Here is a 21,456-nt window from a genome sequence, read left to right as displayed (position 1 = left end):
TTTAACTTTTTATAGCATTAAAAAACCAACTCACATTTTTGGCCTTTCGATCGGCTCGTACCTGTGGCAACAAGTACAATTTATTTTTACGATCCAAGTCTCTTAATAAAGCTCGCAAAGGCAACCCTTCACGGTGGTCTTTTTTGAAAAAGCCTTTTTCAATAAGAATAGGCATAAGGTCTTTGGGTTTGGCATCGATACGTTTTTCTTTTTCTAGAAAGGCTTGAATGACGTAGCCCATTTTTATGATTTCTGCGGTTTTCATCTGATTAAATTTAATTCAGTTAAAATATCCTTCTTTAATTTACTGAATGGGCGTTTAGAGAAGTCAGTTTTTTCATAGTATACACCAAAAGCTAATCTGTATAGTTCTTCTTGTGAAATTTTTAAATCAGAAAATGTTTGCGTTGACAATATTTTTAGATATCGATCATTATAAATTTGTTTAATTTTTAAAAGATCTAAGATTTCATCTGTGTGTGCATTATAAGTTTCAATAATTTTGAATAATGATAATGACTTTTCTATTTTAGTTGGTAAAGGGTTTAATATATCTCTCTTGATATCAATTTTAATCAAATTTTTTGATGAAATGTCATATTTATATGTAAAATTAAAATCATTCATACAATCATCTACATAGGGATGTAAATATTGGTTTAATCTTAAAACTTTTCCAATTTTAAATCTGCTATTACAAATTGTGCAGCATGGGATTAAATTATAAAAAGATAAACCTAACAAAGGAAATTTAGCTTGTGGAAAATAATGATCAAAATCAGGCTTTATTGAATTAGAAGTAACATTGATTGTAGATTGTCTATTACAATATGGACAGTATTTAATTGATATGTTTTCAGATAAATTATTTAAGTTATATTCTTTTTTGTTAGTATTAAAGTTTGAAAATGAAAAAATTTTTTTTAGAACTGAATCATATTTCCTAACGTGTCTTGATCTTTGAAGTTTGTAATAATGAGTATTTAATCTAGATAATTTTTTTGGATCACCAATTAGTATATCATCGATTTTAGATATGATAAAATTTTTTAGATAATTTGGTAAATCATTTAAGTGTGGTGAATTAAGAATTTTATTTCTTAGTTCTTTTAAATGAATTTTAGATGCCCTAAAAGATGCTTTATTGTATATATTAATCATTTTTCAAACTTTCTAAATATTTAATTTGTTCGTCTAAAATCTGATTTCTGAGTGAAATTCCAATTTTTTCTGAATACATTTCAAGTAGTTTTATTTTTAGAATAGGTTCGTCAATGGTATTTATAACTTTTCTATGTATTTCATTTTGATTTTTATCTTCAAATTCCACAATATTATCATTAGACTGATTTAACCATTCAATAGTTTCATTAATTTTTCTTTTTGCAAAATCCCCAATTAAACCATCATTTATGTAAAAAGAATCAGCTAACAGATCGGTCAAGTTTGCACCAAAAGATTTTTCAGGCTTATTTGTTTTTTTTACAAAAAACGAATTATCATTTTTATCCAAATACACAATATTTTTATTCGGAATATCAGACAAAGTTAATGGGTCATGTGTGGTAAATATTATTTGTAATCGGTTTAATACATTTTCATTCTCAAATCCTTGAATATCATTAAACTTTCTAGCACTAAGACCTTTTATTAATGCCGGGAGTACCGTTACAAACGACTCTACTAATTTCTTCTTCCATTTTGGGTGAAATCCTAAATCAGGTTCATCTAATAGTAGGATTATATTTTCTTTATTCCCCAAATCTACTTTTGAGTAAATTGCAGAAAAAAGATTTAATAAATATTCTTCTCCTTGAGATAGGTTTTTGTTTGTTTCAAATTTTAAAAATGGTATTTCATAATCAATAATAAAATCATTGATAAATGATTCGGTTTTATGAAGAAAGTTGAAGTATGATTTGTTTAATTTGTTAATTTTTTCTTCCAATAATGAAAAATATTGATCTTCTGGCAAATTAGTTAAAATCTCTTTGATCAATTCTTCTAATTCTTCTAGCGAATCTATAATGCCATGTTCATTTAGTTTTTCATTAATTTTTTTTACCTTGTCAAAGGTTACTCGAATTAATTTATTGAATCTTCTATCGTTTTCGAAAACGTCATCTACAATTAAAGAGTTAATTTCTGCAAAAACTAAATTTAACTTTGATGTTCCTGTAAGACTAATTAATGAAAGTATAGCTCTAATGTAAATCTCTATATATATACGTTTTCTACCTGATGACTGTTTTGATCTCTCAGACAATATTGTGAAAATATTTATAAAGTTACCATTATCAGAGTCCTGCTTATAAGCAATTTGAAATTCGTTGTCGTTCTTAAGTTTGTTTAAATCCTTGTTTTTAAAAAATGAATTGTTTTTAAAAAATGAATAAAGTCTGAAATCAATTAAGCTTAAATCAGGATTAATAAATTCAATTAATTTAATTTTAACTTTATCATAACTAGGAAAACCTTCATAAATTTCTTTAAGACCATTAATTAATTTTTTTTGCATTAAAAAACTAACTTGTCTTTGTAATATTTCAGATTGAATTGTAAAGATTGAGTCATCATTTACCGTAAAATCATCAATGTATTTAGTTGAAAGATTATAATTTGACAATGGTGAATAAAAATAATATGTCGGTTTTTCGTATATTCTATAATTATTGTTGTAATGATTTTTTTCCTCTTTTTTTAGTTCTTGGAACGCGATATCTAATTCATCTTTTTCTTTATTATCAATATATTTTATTCCATGAGAGGGTTTTAAATAATTTTTTGATGAACTAATTAGCCATTGTTTTTTTAAATACTCATAATCACTCTCAAAAACGAGAAGTAAATCATCACTTTTCAGTATTTTTTTTAAAAGATAAGTTTTTCCTACTCCATTTTTACCAACAATAACTGAAATGTTACTTATTTCGTTTGAAAAAAAATTTTCAATGAAATTCTCATTTAAGATTCTTTTTAATTTATATTCAGAGTTGTTTTTAGTTATAAAATAATTGTACCTACCACCAAAGTTGATGGTGTCTTCTTTAAAGTTTTCATTACTTGGCAAATATATTGCAGCTAATCTCATATCTTACATTTTATATCCACTTCTCTCCTCCGCAACCATCCTCAACTCTCGCTCAACCTCACCAACCGTAACCTGACCATTCATCAACATCGGTAACAACCAATCACGTAAAGAGGTGAGGTGTTGGTTTTCTTCAATATTATTTATGAATTTTATTCTGTATTTTGAAGTCAAACTCGAAAAGGATTTTAGCGATTTTTTAATACTTTAAATTAAATTAAATAATGACAAAGCTTGTAAAAAATTGACATTGTTCTCATTTTGAGAATTATTAGTTAAATTCTTTCTTTGCCAAGTTACATTTAAACCATGTTGTTGTGCATAATTCTCTAATCTTTTTACTGAACCTGAATCCGATTTTTTTCGAGTAGCGGTAAATACAATATCACAATTATGGAAATCAAAAAACTTGCAATTATCATCCACAACACTCCATGTATCTCCACCAGTTCCTATACCAATAACTAAATTATTAAAGACAAATACTGCTCTTCTATCGGTTAAAATAGAATGGTTGTTTGTAGTACCACTCGTTGCAATTTCCAAAAGATATATCAGCATATTAAGTGTTGATGTCTTACCTTTACTGCCTGACTCATAGAGTCCTACAATCGTATTCATTTTATTTTGTTATTCTATTTTAAGCTTCCAATTTTTTACATAAGTCTTCATAATCATCTATATTATCTTTTATATGTAAACAAATATCTATCTGTGATTTATAATCTTTTATAAAATCTTCCCATTTTACCATATGGAAATATGAAGAATATCCATGATAAACTGTTTGATTTTTACAAAATGTAGTTACTGGTTCTTTTATGTTGAACATATTCTTTCTTATAATGGGAAATAAAAAATATGTTTTGTAGTTCATGCAATTACATTCACTGTCGTAGGTTATCAAATATTCATAACTTCCATTATTATCAGGCAAAACAACGCATAAAACAGCATTGGTTTGGCTAGTTCTACCTCCTCGAGTTATTTCTTTTATTGAGTAACATATTTCCCAGGGAATCCATTGATCATTCTCAGGTCTATTTTCATTCATTCCTTTAGAAATAAATATAACTGTAACAGTACTATCATAAATTCTATCTTTTAAAAGTTCAGCTATTTCGTCTTCACTTTTTTCACTTAAATCTTCACCATCTGATTCACCTTTATAAATGTCATCTTCATCTTCTAAAAGCGTTTCAAATTTGTCAACATAGTCCCTAACTGTTGTTTTTTCAAACCAACCTTTTCCGGGTAATGATTCAACATTATCGTCAGAATACTTATAAGATACAAATATTTTTTTCCCCATAATTATAATTTTTGTAAAATGTTGATTGCTTTAATTGTATTCGTGATTATTTCATCTCTATTAAGTTTATCATTACCTAATTCTCTTAAGGCATCTTCTAAATCAGTATTTTTTGGAAAATACTGATAGAAATCACCCATAACTTTATGCCACAATTTTTTTGATATATAACCAGTAGCTCCAATAGGAATAGGAATGACTTTATTCTCCAAACAAATATTAAATTCTTCTATCATGCCATCTGAGTCCACTATATCACCGTTTGCTAAAAGTTTATTACCAAAAACAAAAACAGCTATTCCGGCTTTTGATAACATATCTTTTCTATATTCTGTCCAAATTTCAGGTATTGTTTTTGAACCTGATTGAATTTGAGGGAAAGGTCTTAAAATTAATAGGTCATCTAAACTTGGATATTTTGAATTAAGTTTAAAATCTAATGCTCCATTAATAATCATACTTCCAATTCCTAGCCCATAACCAGAAACTATTTTATATTCCTTTTCAGCAATTCTATAACTTAGATTATGAATAAATTCTTTTGCTTCATCAATTGAGTAAGGATCATAAATATGGGCTGCACCAGATATAAAAATATTTTTTCTCTTTACACGTCTCTCAATTTCTAGAAGTATTTCTGTGATTTCAGTATATTCTTTTACCATTACAGCATTTATACCATATCTCTTTAAATCTGCAATCTTTAAACTTTGCTTTATTTCTGCATATAAAAAGTCTTTTTTATTTTCTTCAGGTAATTTGTTTTTATCTTGAAAATCTTTTTCTGAGATTTCTTTAAAAAAGCAAAAGTGATTTGGGGTGTGTTCTTCAAGTAATATTTTAATTCGGCTTAAGATGAAATCTAAATTTGGATCATCAAAACTAAAACCAATAAATAAGAACTTCCTAGATAAAAGATCGCCTCTAAGTGCAGTTGAAAAAAGTTCTCTATTTACATTATAATAGTCATAATCATCTTTAGTTAAAACAGCTTCATGAGGTGAATCCTTATCACCATGCATTTTATATACAACAGCATCTTTTTTCTTTATATATCTTGAGAAATGCTCTTTGACAATTTTTAAGTCAATAATTTTCCCATCTTCTTGTAAAGTTTTTTCAATTAATTGGTCATAATTAGTTGTCCAAAATGTATCAATACCTATTCTTGATAATAAATAATGGTTTTCGTTTCCTTTTTTTAGAGTTGTAAATTCATTAATTATCTTATCATTTATTTTAGCTCTGTTAAAACTATTGCAATAATATTGAGCTACAGAAATTAAATCACTTTCCTTATCAACATTTAAACCTATTTCATCGGCTAAATCTTTTAACAATTCTTTCCAATTAACAAATCCTGAAGTAGCAGACAAACCTGCTCCAGCAAAAATTGCAGCATCACCATTATTAATTTCAATAACAAATTCATAAATAAATCTCTTTTGTTCGTGCGTAAATTCCATGTTTTTTTACTTTTAAAATCATCACTCAAACCTCACCTTCGGCAACCCCTCCACAATTTCTACCGTTTGTACGCTTACATTGATAATACTCAATAGTAAATCATATATATAGCTCGGGTTGTCGTGTTCTAGCGCCCAATCATTGGGATTGTTTTTGATGCCGCTGTCTTTGTGTACCGTTACTTGGTAGCGCTCCATGATCCATTCAATGGCACTTTTGCCGTTTACCACATATTCATAGGCTTTGGCTGGAATATTCGTGATGATGAAATTACCGTTGTAAATGATAGTGTCCTTTTGGTCTTTTTTTGGAAAACGCATTTTGGTCACTTCATACATTTCGTAAGGTGACATTTGATAAATAACATCAGGGGATTGAATGGTTACTCCTTCATAGGCAGGAATACTTTCATAGTTTAAGTGCAACTCGGCTAACGTTCTCCCCGCTTTGCTAAACGCCCAAAAATCACGCACATCTTCTACCAACGGCAAGCGAGGTAACATTTTTTTTAAATCATTGGCAAACGTTTCACGATACTCCGGACTGTGTAAAAAGCCATACACATAATAAAAAATATCTTCTTTAGTAACGTTTTTACCATATTGCTTTTTAGCTCGTTCCAGTATAAAATCACTAACCCCATCTCTGCGGATATAATCACCTTCATTACCTTCATCAAACAAGCCTTTTTGGGCAGAGATGTTTTCTTCGTAGTAATAGAGGGGGAAGCAATTAGATTTTTCAATAAAATCATAATTTGGAATATTATTCACAATTAATGTTGAAAATGGTTTACCTGCACCTGCCCCAGTTGTTACGATAGCTAAATTTTTATTCTTTGCTGAATTAGGGAAAATTTTAGGTAATTGATATCTCCTAGCAATTAAATCTTTGCCAAAATATAAATTACTTTTAATGAATGGTCTATATTCAGATATCCTATATTCCTTACTATCATCTTTTATTTCATAGTTTTTATTTACTAAATCAATCCATATTTGTGACCAACTACCTTTTGTAGAATCAGTGATTGGGTCACTAATTTGTTTTGTTATTATGAGATTTCTTTGTTCATTATAATGAGAAATAGTTTTATTGATATTATCAATTAGCTCTTTTTTAGAAAAATTATATACCCAAGCATCTCTTGCAGTTAAAACCCCTAATGATTGTGGTACAAAAAAAGAATGGCTTTTAGTATCATATGTTTTTGAAGGAGCTAATTGAAAATAATTTTCAAAAGCATCATTTCTCTGTGAAATCCAGTCTCCATGTTCATTAGGTATTAATTGTTTCCAAGGGAAAGTATCATGCCCGCCTGATTTGAATTGACTGACAATGTCAAGTTTTTGTTCCCGACTTAAATAATCACCAATTTCATGATAATGAATAGTTGCTTTTTCTGTTTTAACATCTGGATTTTTAATTAAGAGCGTTATGGATATTGGTGTTCTTGAACCTGAACCAAAAACGTTGCCAGCTTCTTTTTGTCTTAGTTCTCCACTAGTTCTGGCATTTCCTCTTAAATTAAAAACATAAATTGAGGAAAACTCATTTTCTATACTTTTTCTAAATCCATCGGTACTATTACCATCTAACCAAGCACCATTGGTTATAAAAGCAATTACACCTCCATTTTCATCTAAACGGTCTGTACTCCATCGAAATGCCTTGATATATGCATCATACAACGATTTGTTTAGACCCGCAGAGGATAACTTAGCATAGGAGGATGCAATTTTTGCATCTAAATTGGGGTAACTTTGATTTTGTGCATTATCATTAGCGTTCTTTTGCCCAATAGAATAAGGTGGATTTCCAATAATCACACGCAACGGTGCTTTCTTTTGCTTTGCCACCCTTTCTGAATTTTGAGGGAACATTTCGGAGAATAGCTGCTCACTGGCATCGGTTTCGCCCAGTTGGAAGGTGTCGGTCAATACAATACCGTCAAATGGTTGGTACTTTTCTTTGCCAATTCCATCATCAGGGTCGGGTGTAGCATCGTGATAAGCATTTTCAATATTAATGGTGGCAATATAATAGGCAAGGAGTACAATTTCATTGGCATGTAGTTCGTGCAGGTATTTGCGTTCTAAATCCTTCTCAGCAATTAAACCACTTTGTAGCAATCGGGTAATAAAGGTTCCCGTTCCCGTAAAAGGATCTAAAATATGAACATTTTCGTCGGTTAAACTACGCTCAAACTCTTTTTTCAAAATATCGTTCACCGAATGAATGATAAAGTCCACCACTTCAACGGGCGTATATACAATACCCAATTGTTCCACCATTTTAGGGAAAGCCGTTTTAAAGAACTTGTCATACAACTCAATTATGATGCGCTGTTTCCCCTCTGCATTATCAATCCCAGAGGCACGCATTTTTACCGAATCGTAGAATTTTTGTAAGGTTTCGGCATCTTTGTCAAATGATTGGTCTTCCAACAAATCCAACATCGACTGCATAGATATCGAAATAGGGTTGTTCTTTACAAACGAATATCCATCAAACAAAGCTTCAAAAACCGGCTTGGTAATAATATGCTGTGAAAGCATATCTACTGCTTGTTGCTTAGTAATACTCGGGTTAATATTTTTCTGCAAACCTTTCAGGAAGTTTTCAAACGTCTTTTCATGGGTTTGGTCTTCTTCAATGAGTCTGTTAATACGAGTAACTTGTCGTTCGGCAATTTCGGCCACATTTTTAGCCCATTGTTCCCAATAGCGTCGGTCGCCTACTTTTTCCACCATACGGGCAAATACCACATTTTGCAACTGTTCAAACTGTAAAGACATTTGTTGGTTAATATCATTAGCAGTTTGGTAAATGTCATTATCATCATTCCATTGCAATGGGTTACCATCGCCATCAAATGAAAAATCAGGCCTTCCTACAAGAATTTGTTGTGGTTTGTTTTTGTTGAGTTCAATTTTGTTTACAATGGCATTAAAACGATCATCATGCGCACGTAAGGCATTAAGCACCGTCCAAACGACTTTATAACGTTCGTTATCATCCAAGGCTTTATCTGCTTCTACATCAGAAGGAACAACCACAGGGATAATAATATACCCGTATTTTTTACCAGGAGCTTTACGCATGACACGTCCAACCGATTGTACTACATCTACTTGGGAGTTGCGTGCCGATAAGAATAGAACAGCATCAAGAGAAGGGACATCCACACCTTCACTCAAACAACGGACATTGGTTAATATTCTACATTCGTTATCATCACCATCTGTTTTTAACCAACCCAATAACTCATCACGCTCGGGAGCAGACATACTACCGTCAATGTGTTTTGAGGTAACCGAAACCATTTTTTTCTTTTTACTGGTCGGTAATGAATCGATGTAAGCATCGGTAGTTACATTAAAAGTAGCGGTTATTTTTTTCGAAGTGGCAATACTTTGGCAGAAAGCCACTGCTTTTTTCATCGGGTTTGGGTCTGATTTCTCTAAAATACCCATTTCACCCAAAAATTGCTTGGACAAAGCATTGATACAGCCAATCAATTTAGAAGCATCATCCGTATTAATTTCACTTTCCTTGTCCATAATCATTTTTTGGACTGCCGGAGGAACGTCTTTATCATTCAACGTGAGAATTAATACTTTATAATCGGTTAATAAGTCTTTCTCTACCGCTTCACCAAAACCAATTCGGTAGATTTCTTTGCCATAAAGACTTTCATCATCCATGGAGCAAAGTATAGCTTCGGCTTGAGCTGCTTTACTTTTGGTTTCCAAGTCATATAGTCGGGGAGTAGCCGTCATGTATATTCTCTTCTTGGCTTGAATAAAAGAATTATCATGCACTTTAGTAAATGCAGATTCATCTTCACCTGCAAGAGAAACTCCTGTTGTACGGTGGGCTTCATCACAAATGATTAAATCAAATTCTGGATACCCATTTTTGATTAATTCTTTTTGTGCAGCAGCAATAACAGCTATCGATTGGTAGGTTGAAAACACAACTGTCATTCCTTCATTTCCTTGTTTAGAATGATGTTGGAACTGATTCAGAATTTCAGCAGTATTTGTGGAAGCAGGTAATGCTAAATCGATAGTTTTTGTAGTGTCTTTATCTTCGTTTTGTTTTTTTGTTTTGGAAATTTCAGGATCAGAACAAATACAAATTGCGTTGATGGGTTTTACAGCAAAGGTTGACCATTCGCGCAATGTTTGTCCCAAAAGCGCAATTGAGGGGACAAGAAATAATACTAAACCATTATTGTTGGTTTGATTTTCGGCAATGCGCAAAGCTGTAAAGGTTTTTCCAGTTCCACAAGCCATGATGAGTTTTCCTCTATCATTGTTTGTTAGATGGGCCTCTGTTAAGTCTAAAGCTGTTTTTTGATGCGCTCTTAGATCGCGTCCAGCAATTCGTGCTTTTTCGCCATGGATATCATTCTCTAATTTTTCCCAATCTATTGGTGCTACTTGTAAATCATATAGACTAATCCTTGATACAGGAGGATGTTGGTTTTTGATGGCTTCTTCTGCATTTGCACCCCATCTATTAGTTGTAGATATCCAAAGCCTATGCGAAAATTGAATGGTTTTTAAATTTTCATCTTTAAATTTTCGACTTGAGGTTGCAAGAAACGAATCGACTGCTGGCTTATCAATGGTAGAACCTTCTTGAAAACATTTACATTGAATCGCCCAATAATCACCATCATTAGTTAAAGCAACCAAATCAATGCCTGTATCAGTTCCTCCTAAATCATTTTTCCCTGGAAATTCATTCCAAAGCCATACTTTCTTGAATTTGGATGCATAGATGGGTTCCGTTTGCAGATAACCTTGCATTAAACGTTCAAAGCGTTCACCTTTGTCTTTTTGGGAGAATGAAATTTTTCTGTATTTGTCTAATATTCGGGTGAAATCGTTCATTTATTATTAATTAATTCTTGTTGTTTATTTTCCTCAAACCTACCAAAAAATCCCCAACTAGTCAAACCAATTGGGGATTTAAAAATACAAGGTTTTCGTACAGGTAGTTTACGGATTTCCGCATTTACCCTTTTTTTGCTATGTATAACTAACCCATTGCAAGTGTACCACTTTCCATTTAACTAATCACTAGGGTTTTTCCTAGTGAAGGGGAGGTTTTTTTCCTAGTTATTTTAAGAATTTTCCAAAAATATATCCGATACTTACACCAATGAAATGATTAGAATTTACTTCTTTCCATTGAATTTCAAAATTGACTTTTGGCTTGTTTGTATTGTCTTTTAAACTAACAGGAATGCCAATTTTCCAGTTTTTAGCATCATATTGACCAATATTTTTTTCAAAAGCAGCACTTAAACCTATTGCTTTATTTATGAATAAGCTAGAAAATTCAAATTTAAAACACTGTGTCACAAAAGTTTTGTAATCACCTATAAAAATAAAATCAGATGAATTAATCACTTGTTGTGATGTATTTTGGACTGTGATATTTTGAAAAGTGACTGGAGTTGTATTTTCAGCAATAAAATTGTTGTTATTAAACAAAGAGTAATTCAATCTGCAATTGAGTAAAAATTTATTTATTATAGAATTTTTAAAATAATTTAATGAAAAATCAAATTTCCAATTATTGAAAGTTGAATTGTCAAAATTACCAAGTGTAGATTCTTTTTTGTGATTTACAATTTTATTTGTTAAGGGTATGTAAGAATTAAATGTTAAATAACATAATGAGTAAGAATTTATAAAATTCGACTTTTCAAATTCTTTAATTTCAGTTTCAGCAATAAATTGATAATATTTATAATACTTTTTTATTACATCATCGTTATTGTTTCTAATATCATCTTCTATAAATCGTGTAACTATTGTATTTAATTCTCCTGATCTATAATTTACAATTCTAGAATTTATTTCTGGATTGAACTTTACAGTGCCATTAAATAAATAAGTATATTTAATATTTATTCCAAAATCACTTGCGAAATCATATTCATTCGTTGTTTTGGAATAACTGTAAACTTTTGAATAGTTTTTATCAATTTTTCCCGATACACTTAAACTTAAAACATGATTTGTTTTTCTTAAATTTTTGTCAGCTACATTAAATAAATTTTTAAAATTTATATTGGTACCAATTGTTATCATTTTATTTTCAGTGTCAATATTTGAAAAATTGGTGTCTAAACTTAAGTCTTTCATTTCTACAGCAAATGAATTAATTTCATTATTAAAAAAAGTATTCAACATTTTATTGTTAAAAATAGCTTTGGGTTGTTTTAATTTTAATTCACGTATATCGTCTAAATAATAATTGAGTGTATTTCTCAATTCATCAACATTAGATGGTGCACTACCTTCAAAATTTCTGTTAGTGATAATGTCTGTTGGAGTTTCTATTTGACAAATTGCTTTCAATGATATTAAAACTAAAAACAAAGTTGTTAGAAATTGATTTGTTTTCATAATTATAAGAGTTTAGAGGTTACAACTTTACTGTAGGTCAAGCAAGGGCTTTTTGCGATATGCGTTTATTATACCTTCCCAAACAAATACCGCGCGTTGTTCGAAGTCATCAGGGGTTCCAACTGTTCCCCCAAGACCTGGGCCGCTAGCGTCGTAACGTTCAACTCGCTGTTTTCTTTGGTGACCATGAAGTAGTCCGTGCCAAACAACACCCGGTCGCTGGGGATACTGCTGTTGGCCAAGTCGCGTTGCAAGACTTGCATGCAGGCCGCGTCGCACAAGGAGTAGGAGATGTCCGTGTACGTGTTGGGGTAGGCCGCCAAGATTTCAGTTTTGATCAGTTCGTACCAGGTTTGCGTACTGCCTTCCAAGCCCATGGCCGTTACCGACCACTGCGCCCGCTTTCTATTCGGGTTTTGACCGCCCAAAATCTCTACATCGCCCCCCAAATGCGCAATGCACAATTTCAATTTGGGGTATTTCGCCAATACCGGGACATAGTTCTCGGGGTGGGTGAACAAATTGCAGGCATAGGCTGCCTTTTGATAGTGCTTGTCGGCTGCCGTTTTGTAGGCTTGGATACGGGCCACCACTTTGGCCATCACGGGATGCGTCGGGTTTAACGAGGCAGGCTGGTCAGGAAGCAAGTCCCACACGCGCTCCCCAATGTAATAACTCCCTCCACGAGTGCAATGGGTCATAATCGGAATACTGTGGGCTTCCGCATAGGCATACACCGCATCCAAGCGCGGGTCAAACGGAAAGAACCCGTTCGGGGGATACAACTTAATCCCACTAAAGGCACCGCTTTCCAACGCCGTCCGCAGGGCTGTCATCGTAACCGTCGCCGGATTGCGCGGGTCAATCCCGTAAAACGGAAAAACCAAGTCAGGAAAGGTTTTCTTGATCTTCAACATTTCCTGCAATTGGGCATTGAAATCCACATTCGGACGCCGCTTCGCATCGGTCATATAATCCATGTCCAAGGTTAACGCAATAAACTTCATGTCGCTGTACGCACTGTGCGCATACTGCTCACGCAAGCTGTCAAATACTTCCCGCTGACTCGCCATCACGCCAATTTTTAAGAATTGTAGTGTTTTGTTGTGGAGGCGCGACCCTAGTTTTGAAATCAACCAACCTACCGGCCGCGTCATGAATAAGCCTTTTAAAAAGACCGAAAAGCCATCGCCTAAAGCGAGTCCTACTTGTAAAAAGTCCTTGGGCGCACACTGCCCCGTGAAAATATGGGTGTGAATATTGTATTTTGTTTTCATACGAATTGCGATTAATTGGGTTTAATACCTGAACGACGAATGTTAACAGCCTTGACCAAAACCTCAAACCAGAAGGGCGCACCAAAACTCAAAGCAAACGTAGAGATGGTAATTCCCAACACCCACCAAAAGAAGCGTTTAAAGGATTGAAACGGTGCCGTAACGCCCTCGGTATATCCAATCGGAATATGGTTTTGTTGGATACTACTTACAGTAGCATTCAATTGCGATATGTACAGCGAATCGTTAGGGGAGAGGCGCACCGTTTTCTGTATGGGTTCCCCATCTACGATAAAGGTCATTTTCTCCGTGGTCTTCATTTTGGCTTCTTCCTTTTGGTTGTGCTTCAACCGCTCGGCAATCAACTTCTCCGTGCCGCTCACCAACGATTTCCGCAATTGCTCGTCGGCATTGATTTTTTTGATAAACGAAATCGAATCCACATTCAGCGTTATACACACCAAAAAGCTGATACCGAGTAGCGTATTCTTGATCTTTGTCTTGTACCAACCCGTCACCCGCGCCATATAATCGTCGTACCATTTCATGATGTGCGCCTTGAGTTCGGCATAATTCGCCGTCTTTTCCCCAAAGCTGCGCAAGATGCTTTTCAGCGGACTGTAGTGCATCGCTTCCACACCCGCACAATACCGCGCATAGGGATCGGTAATGCGGTTTTCGTCCAGTTTAACCTCCAGCAATTGCGTCGGGTCGTCCGCAGCAAAGACGGGGGTAAAGGTGGTTTGCTCCGACTGACTCCCGATGACATCAATCAGCGTGTCGGCAAACATTTCTGAGGAGATGTACTGCGGATACGAATCTCGATCCTTGCGAATACTCACCAGGTTAAAATGACTGTACACCAACGCCCCGTAGTTTTTATTCACCGGGTCTTGCAACAGTTTATGCAGCGTTTCATACAAAAACCGACCCCGTTGTTCGGTTTTATAGGCATACCATTCAAAGAGAATAGACACCAATGTGCTGAAGAGAAAATAGAATAATCCAACAGCAATTAAGAGTTCGAGAATTTTGGGTAGTTCCATATTGTAAAGGGTTAGGATAATGTTGGGTTAGTGTTTACTCACGATTTCACGAGGAGCAGGAGTAGGGTGTACACCAATGTAAAAATGACTTTAGGTCCCATGGTCTTAAGGCTTGAGGTTGAAGTTATACGTAAGATTTAAAAAGCCAAACAGTTTTCCCTGCTTGGGGTCGTATTGTAGGGTAAAGGGCAGGATGAAATTCTCGGATAAACGAAATTTAATGTCGGCTACAGCAGACAGTTTTTCCCGTGCCTCATCGGCCAAAAGGCCACGCAATACACGTTGATAGGCCCCTGAAAATTTTACTTCAAAGACACTCACTTCGTCTTGCGTCGCACCCCATTTGAAGTTGTATCCCAGCGTAATTCCCATTTTTTCCCGCACACCAGTGGATAAGGTATCGGCATAGTTGTATTTCGCTCGAACATCCAATTCGCCCCTTTTTCCACTCCACAAGAAGATACTCTCGAAGGCCCCTTGATTGATCCGACCTTGAGTATCGGTCTTAGCATACGGATTCACCGACCAAAAAGGAAGTTTTTCCGTGTCTGCGATAAGTTGGCGGTACCGTTCTTTCCGTTTTTGAACCAAATCGTTAGTAGTCATCATCCCGATAGCTTGAAGTTGAGCATTTTTGGCAATCTGTTGGTCACAAAGGGTAAGGAGTTGTTGACCCAGCGGATCTTTCCGTACCGCATCGAGTTCATCACGAATCACCTGACTCATGAGCGTCTGTAGTTTTTGGAATTGAGCTGCTTGTTCTGCTGCGGGGAGTTGGCCATTTAAAATAGCATCCTCCAAGGGTGTTACCGCTTCACGAAGCACCGAGAGTAAGAGTTCGTCATACAACATGAACGCCTCATCTTGGGTGAGGTTCATGAATTTCGTATCCCGAGCATTGATTATGGCCCATTGGAAACCTACGGCATACCCTTGGTACTGGTAGTCGTCGTTTAGATTGATTTTAGCGTTGAGGTTGAAATTCCGCAAAAAACGAATTTGGTCTTCCGAGTACTGTTGCACCTTGGCTTTATCATGGGCGTAGTAGAGGGAAAAGAGCGAACCGTTGAGGTTGAGGGATTTTTCATTGACATCACTATTCTTTAGTGCAATTTGGTAAAATGTGGCAAAGGCATCCTTCAGGTTTTGCGATTTAAGCTTTTCAATTTCGGCAAAGTTTTGCGAGAGAGCGGGAGCAGTTTGTCCCCAAAGCATCGGGCTCAAACAAGCGAGGAGAAGAAGCGTCTGAATTTTTTTCATAGAGCAATTAGTTAACAGTACCTACGAAATACATTACATAATCCACTTCATCAGACGATTGGGTCTGTGCCTCTTCAAAATCACCCGAGACGGTGATCGTGGTCGAACCCTCGATTTGGTTCATGCCAAAAATTTTGATGACATAGCGACCCGTTCCGGCCTCAAATTCTTGGTCAAAGGACTTTCGGGAGCGGTACTCCTTATCGAAGCCATTATCGTCTTTGTTGTCAATCACCACCAAGAGCGACTTGGGGGCAAAAACCGAACTAATTGCTGCGGTAATACGAATTGTTTTCATGGTATTAGGGTTTAGGGATTATCAAATCAACTATATTTCACAAATTAGGCCAGTAGAAGCGGGGCGTAGGTTTTAGGAATCAGGGAAAAGGAGTGACGGGAAGCAAAATGTAAACCACTTAGCTTCAGCTGCATACCTTATACAATATTCGCTTTAAATTTTCATTTTAACAGTAGGATTTTCCCCCTTTTTTAAAAGTATTTTTCCTATTTTTTGGGATTAGCCACAAAGACACTAAGGCACAAAGCTCCTGAGTAATTCCAAACATGAACTTACTTGAAATCAACCTTAAACCTTAAACTTGAAACCTTTTCCTAGCCACTAAGACGCTAAGCCACTAAGCTTCTGAGTAATTAAAAAAACATGAACTTACCCGGAATCAACTTTAAACTTTAAACCTGAAACCTGAAACCCTTTTATAGCCACTAAGCCGCTAAGCATCAAAGTAATTCCAAACATGAACTTACCCGGGATCAACTTGAAACTTGAAACAAAACCAATCTCCCGTAATTCAGCACTTACGTTCTTAGAAAGCCCCGGCCTAATAGAAAAAAGCGTATCTTTTCAAGGGTTGGAGCGCTAGGAGCAACCCACATAGCGATTAGCGACTCGGGTTGCGGACGAGCGAAAACCCGTAGAAAAGTAGCTTTTTTGTATTAAGCCTTGACTTTTTGGTTACTTTTTGTGTCAAGACAAAAAGTAAAAATTACTTTAGCATACAGACTTGAAACTATGAAAATGATCCTTAAATACTGTTATTCAGGTTAATTTTCTTGATTTAAAAAACAATTCATCAACCCAACCAACTCAAACTGAAAACTGCGACTGCGACTGTGACTGCGCAAGCAACTGCAAGCTGCGACTGCGACTGAGTACTGCGCAAGCAATTGCGCAAGTCACCTTCGATCATTCAACAACCGCAATACCTGTTGGGAATCCAGGCGCATATAATTACAAAATTCTTCAACGGTTACAGGTTGCCGTTTTTCTTTCATTTCGGCCTTCTTGATTCGTGAAATAATCTCTCGGCCATAACGTTCGGATTTCCCTGTCAAAATCACGACGTCTTTCGGATAAATGCAAATGCGTAACATGGCATTAGCAAAGCGTAAAAGTTGTGCTCATAAAATTGGCGAATAATTTTTTTAGGTTAAAAAGGCATAAACAAAACCCGTGCCAAATTTTTAACATATCCATCAGTAAAGCGCACAACCTCAGTAAAGTAACCATACTTCAACCTAACCAACCCCCACTGCAAACTTCAAATGCGACTGAGACTGAGAATGCGACTGCGACTGTAAACTGCGCTAGCAACTGCAAACTGTCACAGCGTGAAAATTGGGATGGGATTTCTCCTTACGTCGAAATGACAAGATTGCGCATAAATGTTTTTTTGCAAGCAAAAAAATACCCCATCCAGTTTGTCATTTCGACGCCAGGAGAAATCCCATACAGTAGGCTAGATACATGATTTAAAAAACAATTCATCAACCCAACCAACTCAAACTGAAAACTGCGACTGAGACTGCGACTTAACCTTCTCTTTCCACTTTTAAACCAATTCATCCTTTCCCCATCCAGTTTGTCATTTCGACGTTAGGAGAAATCCCATACAGTTGGTAACATACATGTTTTAAAATCGATACTTCAACCCAACCAACTCAAACTGAAAACTGCGACTGAGACTGTAAACTGCGCTAGCAACTGAGTACTGTTCAAGCCCCTCTAACCTCGGACTAACCTCGGACTAACCCCGTACTAACCCCGTACTAACCCCGTGGTTAACTAATGGTATCCTTTAGGTAAAGGTTACTATACCTTTAGGATAACCGTACCCAACCCCTTTTTTAAGTTAGGCAAAAACGGCAAAAATAGGCAGAATGAAAACGAATTGGCAAAAACGGCACAGACGGTAGTGTTCTGTTGCACAGTGTTTTATATCGTGATTTCTTTGTCTCGAAATATAACCCAATGTTTAACTTAAATTTTTTTAAAAATGGCTAAAAGTAGCAGTATTATCAGCATCGAAGGGTCAGTAGAGAACTTGACCTTTTACAGAAAAGACGGAAAAAATTATGTGCGTCGTCGTTCAACAATGAGCGGAGAACGCATCAAAAACGATCCCAGTTTTAAACGTACCCGTGAAAACATGTCCGAGTTCGGATTAAGTATGAATGCAGCCGGTTTGTTGCGCAAATCCGTGGGGAGTTTGTTATTCAAAGCAAAGAACAACAAATTGAACAACCGATTGATGACGCATCTTACACAAATCAAAAAATTGGATGCCGTATCTGTGAGAGGACAACGATTGGTAGCCAATGGTCTTCAAACCCCAGAGGGAAAAGCAATCTTAAAAGGATTTGATTTCAACGAAACGGGGCAGTTATCCGAAATTGTTTTTATCCCAATTCAATTGGATAATGCGACAGGGGTGGTAACCATTACCGATTTGATCACCGAGGAAAACATTCTAGCACCCAGAGGAGCCTCGCACATCAATTTTCAAACGGCTGTGCTGAATCTTGACTTTGTGACTGAAGAACACCAATTGACCTACAGCAACGTCGAATCCCGTCCCTTGGAATCAATGGTCCCCACCGATGTTACCTTGACCCCCACAGCAATGCCCGTCGGAACAGGAATTGTCTTTTATCTCTTATTGATCACCTTCAGTCAAGAAATCAACGGCGTCTTCTATCCCCTCAAAAATGAGGAATACAGCTCGCTAAACATTTTAGAAGTACTGTAACCACCCCAAACCCGATAGCTCCCCCGTTATCGGGTTTTTTTATTGTGCCACAAAGATACTAAGACGCTAAGCCACTGAGCTTCTGAGTTATTCCAAACGAGAATTTACTTGGAATCAACCTGAAACCTTAAGCCTGAAACTTGAAACCCTTATCCTAGCCACTAAGCCACTAAGCTTCTGAGTAATTAAAAAACACATTAAATTACATGGAATCAACTTGAAACTTTAAACCTGAAACTTGAAACCCTTTCATAGCCACTAAGACGCTAAGCCGCTAAGCTTCTGAGTAATTAAAAAAACATGAACTTACCCGGAATCAACTTTAAACCTTAAACCTTAAACTTGAAACCTTTTCCTAGCCACTAAGACGCTAAGCCACTAAGCTTCTGAGTAATTAAAAAAACATGAACTTACCTGGAATCAACCTGAAACTTGAAACCTGAAACTTGAAACTTCACCGCGTGAAAATTGGGATGGGATTTCTCCTTACGTCGAAATGACAAGATTGCGCATAAATGTTTTTTACTAGCAAAAAAATACTCCATCCAGTTTGTCATTTCGACGCCAGGAGAAATCCCATACAGTAGGCTAGAAACATGATTAAAAAAACAATACTTCAACTTACAAAGTACCAACTTGAAACCTTAAACTTGAAACAAATCCTATTTCCCGTAATTCAGCACTTACGTTCTTAGAAAGCCCCCGGCCTAATAGAAAAAAGCGTATCTTTTCAAGGGTTGGAGCGCTAGGAGCAACCCACATAGCGATTAGCGACTCGGGTTGCGGACGAGCGAAAACCCGTAGAAAAGTAGCTTTTTTGTATTAAGCCTTGACTTTTTGGTTACTTTTTGTGTCAAGACAAAAAGTAAAAAGCCAATTAAAAGTAGTTACTTCAATATATACAGTATTGAAAAGCTACTAAGCCACTAAGCTTCTGAGTAATTCCAAACATGAACTTACCCGGAATCAACTTGAAACTTTAAACCTGAAACTTGAAACCTTTTCCTAGCCACTAAGACGCTAAGCCACTAAGCTTCTGAGAATTTCCAAACAGAAGACAACATACTAGATTCAAAAACAAAACGTCAACTTTAACAGCGCTAACTTGAAACCTGAAACCTGAAACTTGAAACAAAATCAATCTCCCGTAATTCAGCACATACGTTCTTAGAAAGCCCCGGCCTAATAGAAAAAAGCGTATCTTTTCAAGGGTTGGAGCGCTAGGAGCAACCCACATAGCGATTAGCGACTCGGGTTGCGGACAAGCGACAACCCGTAGAAAAGTAGCTTTTTTGTATTAAGCCTTGACTTTTTGGTTACTTTTTGTGTCAAGACAAAAAGTAAAAAGCCAATTAAAAGTAGTTACTTCAATATATACAGTATTGAAAAGCTACTAAGCCACTAAGCTTCTGAGTAATTAAAAACGTGAACTCACACGTTGTCCAACCTGAAACATTAAACTTGAAACTTTTAACCCCAAAAAAAAAGGAAGCTTCCGCTTCCTTTTCCTCGTCTTGCCAAACACGATTTACGATTATGAAAATCGAGAATCTCGTAATGCGTGTTTTTGTTAGTACAAATATCACAGTTCCCAATCAATAAATCCCTAGGACTTCCTACCCAATTTCAAAGTATTATTCCTATCCCCAAATCGGTTTTTCTCCTAGTAATAGTGTTTGGTTTATTAGAAGAAGCAAGAAGAAAGAGACAAGAAAAAAGAGGGGGTGCTAGTTCATGGCTACACCTTGTGAAACATCGTGAAAACCTTGTGTTACCTTGTGCTCCAAAACCCAACCATAATGACATCATTTAAATTAATTAATCCGATTAAACGTGATGTTTTTACTTTTTTAGAAACAAGAAGAAAGAAGCAAGAAGCAAGAAGAAAGAGAGGTACTTGTTCATGACTACACCTTGTGAAACATCGTGAAAACCTAGTGCCCCATTGTGCTCCAAAACATTTAAAATTTATAATAATAAAAAAAGCTGCCCTTTTACGAGCAGCTTCCATATCTAAATCTAGTCACTAATCACTAGTCACTAACGTTTCAACGAGAAATGCGCCTTAAACTCTTTCATTACTCCGCCTTCATCATATTCTACCTTGAACCAATAATCGGTTGATGGAGCTAAATAGCCGTTGTAGGTACCATCCCAACCTGGTGAAGACGGACTAATCTGTTTAATTAATTTACCCATACGGTCAAAGATGTAAATCTTCGCGGTGGTGTTTTGTAACCCTACAATATTCCACGTATCGTGAATACCGTCTCCATTCGGAGTGAAGTAATGCGGATAATCGATAATCGATACCCCACTAATCACTAACGGATCACAACTGTTGTCCATACCTCCTTCAGTATCCCAAACCGTGATGGTATGTTCGCCTAATGGTACGTTTTCAAAGACATTCGAGATTTGTCTCGGACCGTCGTCTAAGCTGAAGACATAGCTACCATAACCCGTTACATTCACCGTGATGGTTTGTAAGTCGGAGAAGGCATTGGTCACTACATAGCCAATAG

General features: G+C 35.7%; 14 protein-coding genes. 1 reads left to right on the top strand and 13 read right to left on the bottom strand.

Annotated features, from left to right (window positions below; all coding sequences use genetic code 11):
• Position 1: 1 nt before the first annotated feature.
• From EQG61_RS13170 to EQG61_RS13115, 12 genes are all read right to left on the bottom strand, one after another.
• Complete coding sequence (locus EQG61_RS13170; RefSeq protein WP_129462416.1) at positions 2-265, bottom strand: hypothetical protein; 264 nt, start codon at positions 263-265, stop codon at positions 2-4.
• Positions 262-1,161 carry a hypothetical protein gene (locus tag EQG61_RS13165; RefSeq protein ID WP_129462415.1) on the bottom strand — a complete coding sequence of 300 codons (900 nt, stop codon included), beginning with the start codon at positions 1,159-1,161 and terminating at the stop codon, positions 262-264. Before EQG61_RS13165 ends, EQG61_RS13170 begins: the two co-directional genes overlap by 4 nt.
• Positions 1,154-3,091 carry an AAA family ATPase gene (locus tag EQG61_RS13160; RefSeq protein ID WP_129462414.1) on the bottom strand — a complete coding sequence of 646 codons (1,938 nt, stop codon included), beginning with the start codon at positions 3,089-3,091 and terminating at the stop codon, positions 1,154-1,156. Before EQG61_RS13160 ends, EQG61_RS13165 begins: the two co-directional genes overlap by 8 nt.
• A 207-nt stretch (positions 3,092-3,298) precedes the next feature.
• Complete coding sequence (locus tag EQG61_RS13155) at positions 3,299-3,712, bottom strand: hypothetical protein (protein WP_129462413.1); 414 nt, start codon at positions 3,710-3,712, stop codon at positions 3,299-3,301.
• Positions 3,713-3,731: 19 nt separating this feature from the next.
• Positions 3,732-4,403: a TIR domain-containing protein gene (locus EQG61_RS13150; RefSeq protein ID WP_129462412.1), complete on the bottom strand. Its 672-nt coding sequence runs from the start codon at positions 4,401-4,403 to the stop codon at positions 3,732-3,734.
• Between the two features lie 2 nt (positions 4,404-4,405).
• Entirely contained in the window at positions 4,406-5,869 is a 1,464-nt protein-coding gene (locus EQG61_RS13145; protein ID WP_129462411.1) for an SIR2 family protein, read from the bottom strand.
• Between the two features lie 21 nt (positions 5,870-5,890).
• Complete coding sequence (locus EQG61_RS13140) at positions 5,891-10,774, bottom strand: DEAD/DEAH box helicase (RefSeq protein WP_129462410.1); 4,884 nt, start codon at positions 10,772-10,774, stop codon at positions 5,891-5,893.
• Positions 10,775-11,002: 228 nt separating this feature from the next.
• Positions 11,003-12,301 carry a hypothetical protein gene (locus EQG61_RS13135; protein WP_129462409.1) on the bottom strand — a complete coding sequence of 433 codons (1,299 nt, stop codon included), beginning with the start codon at positions 12,299-12,301 and terminating at the stop codon, positions 11,003-11,005.
• A gap of 68 nt (positions 12,302-12,369) precedes the next feature.
• Complete coding sequence (locus EQG61_RS13130) at positions 12,370-13,578, bottom strand: amidohydrolase family protein (RefSeq protein ID WP_129462408.1); 1,209 nt, start codon at positions 13,576-13,578, stop codon at positions 12,370-12,372.
• Between the two features lie 11 nt (positions 13,579-13,589).
• Positions 13,590-14,624 carry a hypothetical protein gene (locus EQG61_RS13125; protein WP_129462407.1) on the bottom strand — a complete coding sequence of 345 codons (1,035 nt, stop codon included), beginning with the start codon at positions 14,622-14,624 and terminating at the stop codon, positions 13,590-13,592.
• A gap of 105 nt (positions 14,625-14,729) precedes the next feature.
• Entirely contained in the window at positions 14,730-15,884 is a 1,155-nt protein-coding gene (locus EQG61_RS13120) for a hypothetical protein (protein ID WP_129462406.1), read from the bottom strand.
• A gap of 7 nt (positions 15,885-15,891) precedes the next feature.
• The gene (locus EQG61_RS13115) at positions 15,892-16,182 is read right to left on the bottom strand and encodes a hypothetical protein (protein ID WP_129462405.1); all 291 of its coding nucleotides are present in this window, start codon (positions 16,180-16,182) and stop codon (positions 15,892-15,894) included.
• 1,996 nt (positions 16,183-18,178) lie between these two features.
• On the opposite strand from EQG61_RS13115, the gene EQG61_RS13105 reads away from it, so the two are divergent.
• Complete coding sequence (locus EQG61_RS13105) at positions 18,179-18,931, top strand: hypothetical protein (RefSeq protein ID WP_129462403.1); 753 nt, start codon at positions 18,179-18,181, stop codon at positions 18,929-18,931.
• A 2,040-nt stretch (positions 18,932-20,971) separates the two neighbouring features.
• On the opposite strand, the gene EQG61_RS13100 is transcribed toward EQG61_RS13105, so the two are convergent.
• The coding region (locus tag EQG61_RS13100; RefSeq protein WP_164974942.1) for a T9SS type B sorting domain-containing protein at positions 20,972-21,456 on the bottom strand (485 nt) is incomplete at its 5' end.

Origin of the sequence: Flavobacterium stagni (assembly GCF_004122105.1) — a bacterium.
Classification (GTDB): Bacteria; Bacteroidota; Bacteroidia; order Flavobacteriales; family Flavobacteriaceae; genus Flavobacterium; species Flavobacterium stagni.
This window is presented reverse-complemented; position numbering and strand designations above follow the sequence as displayed.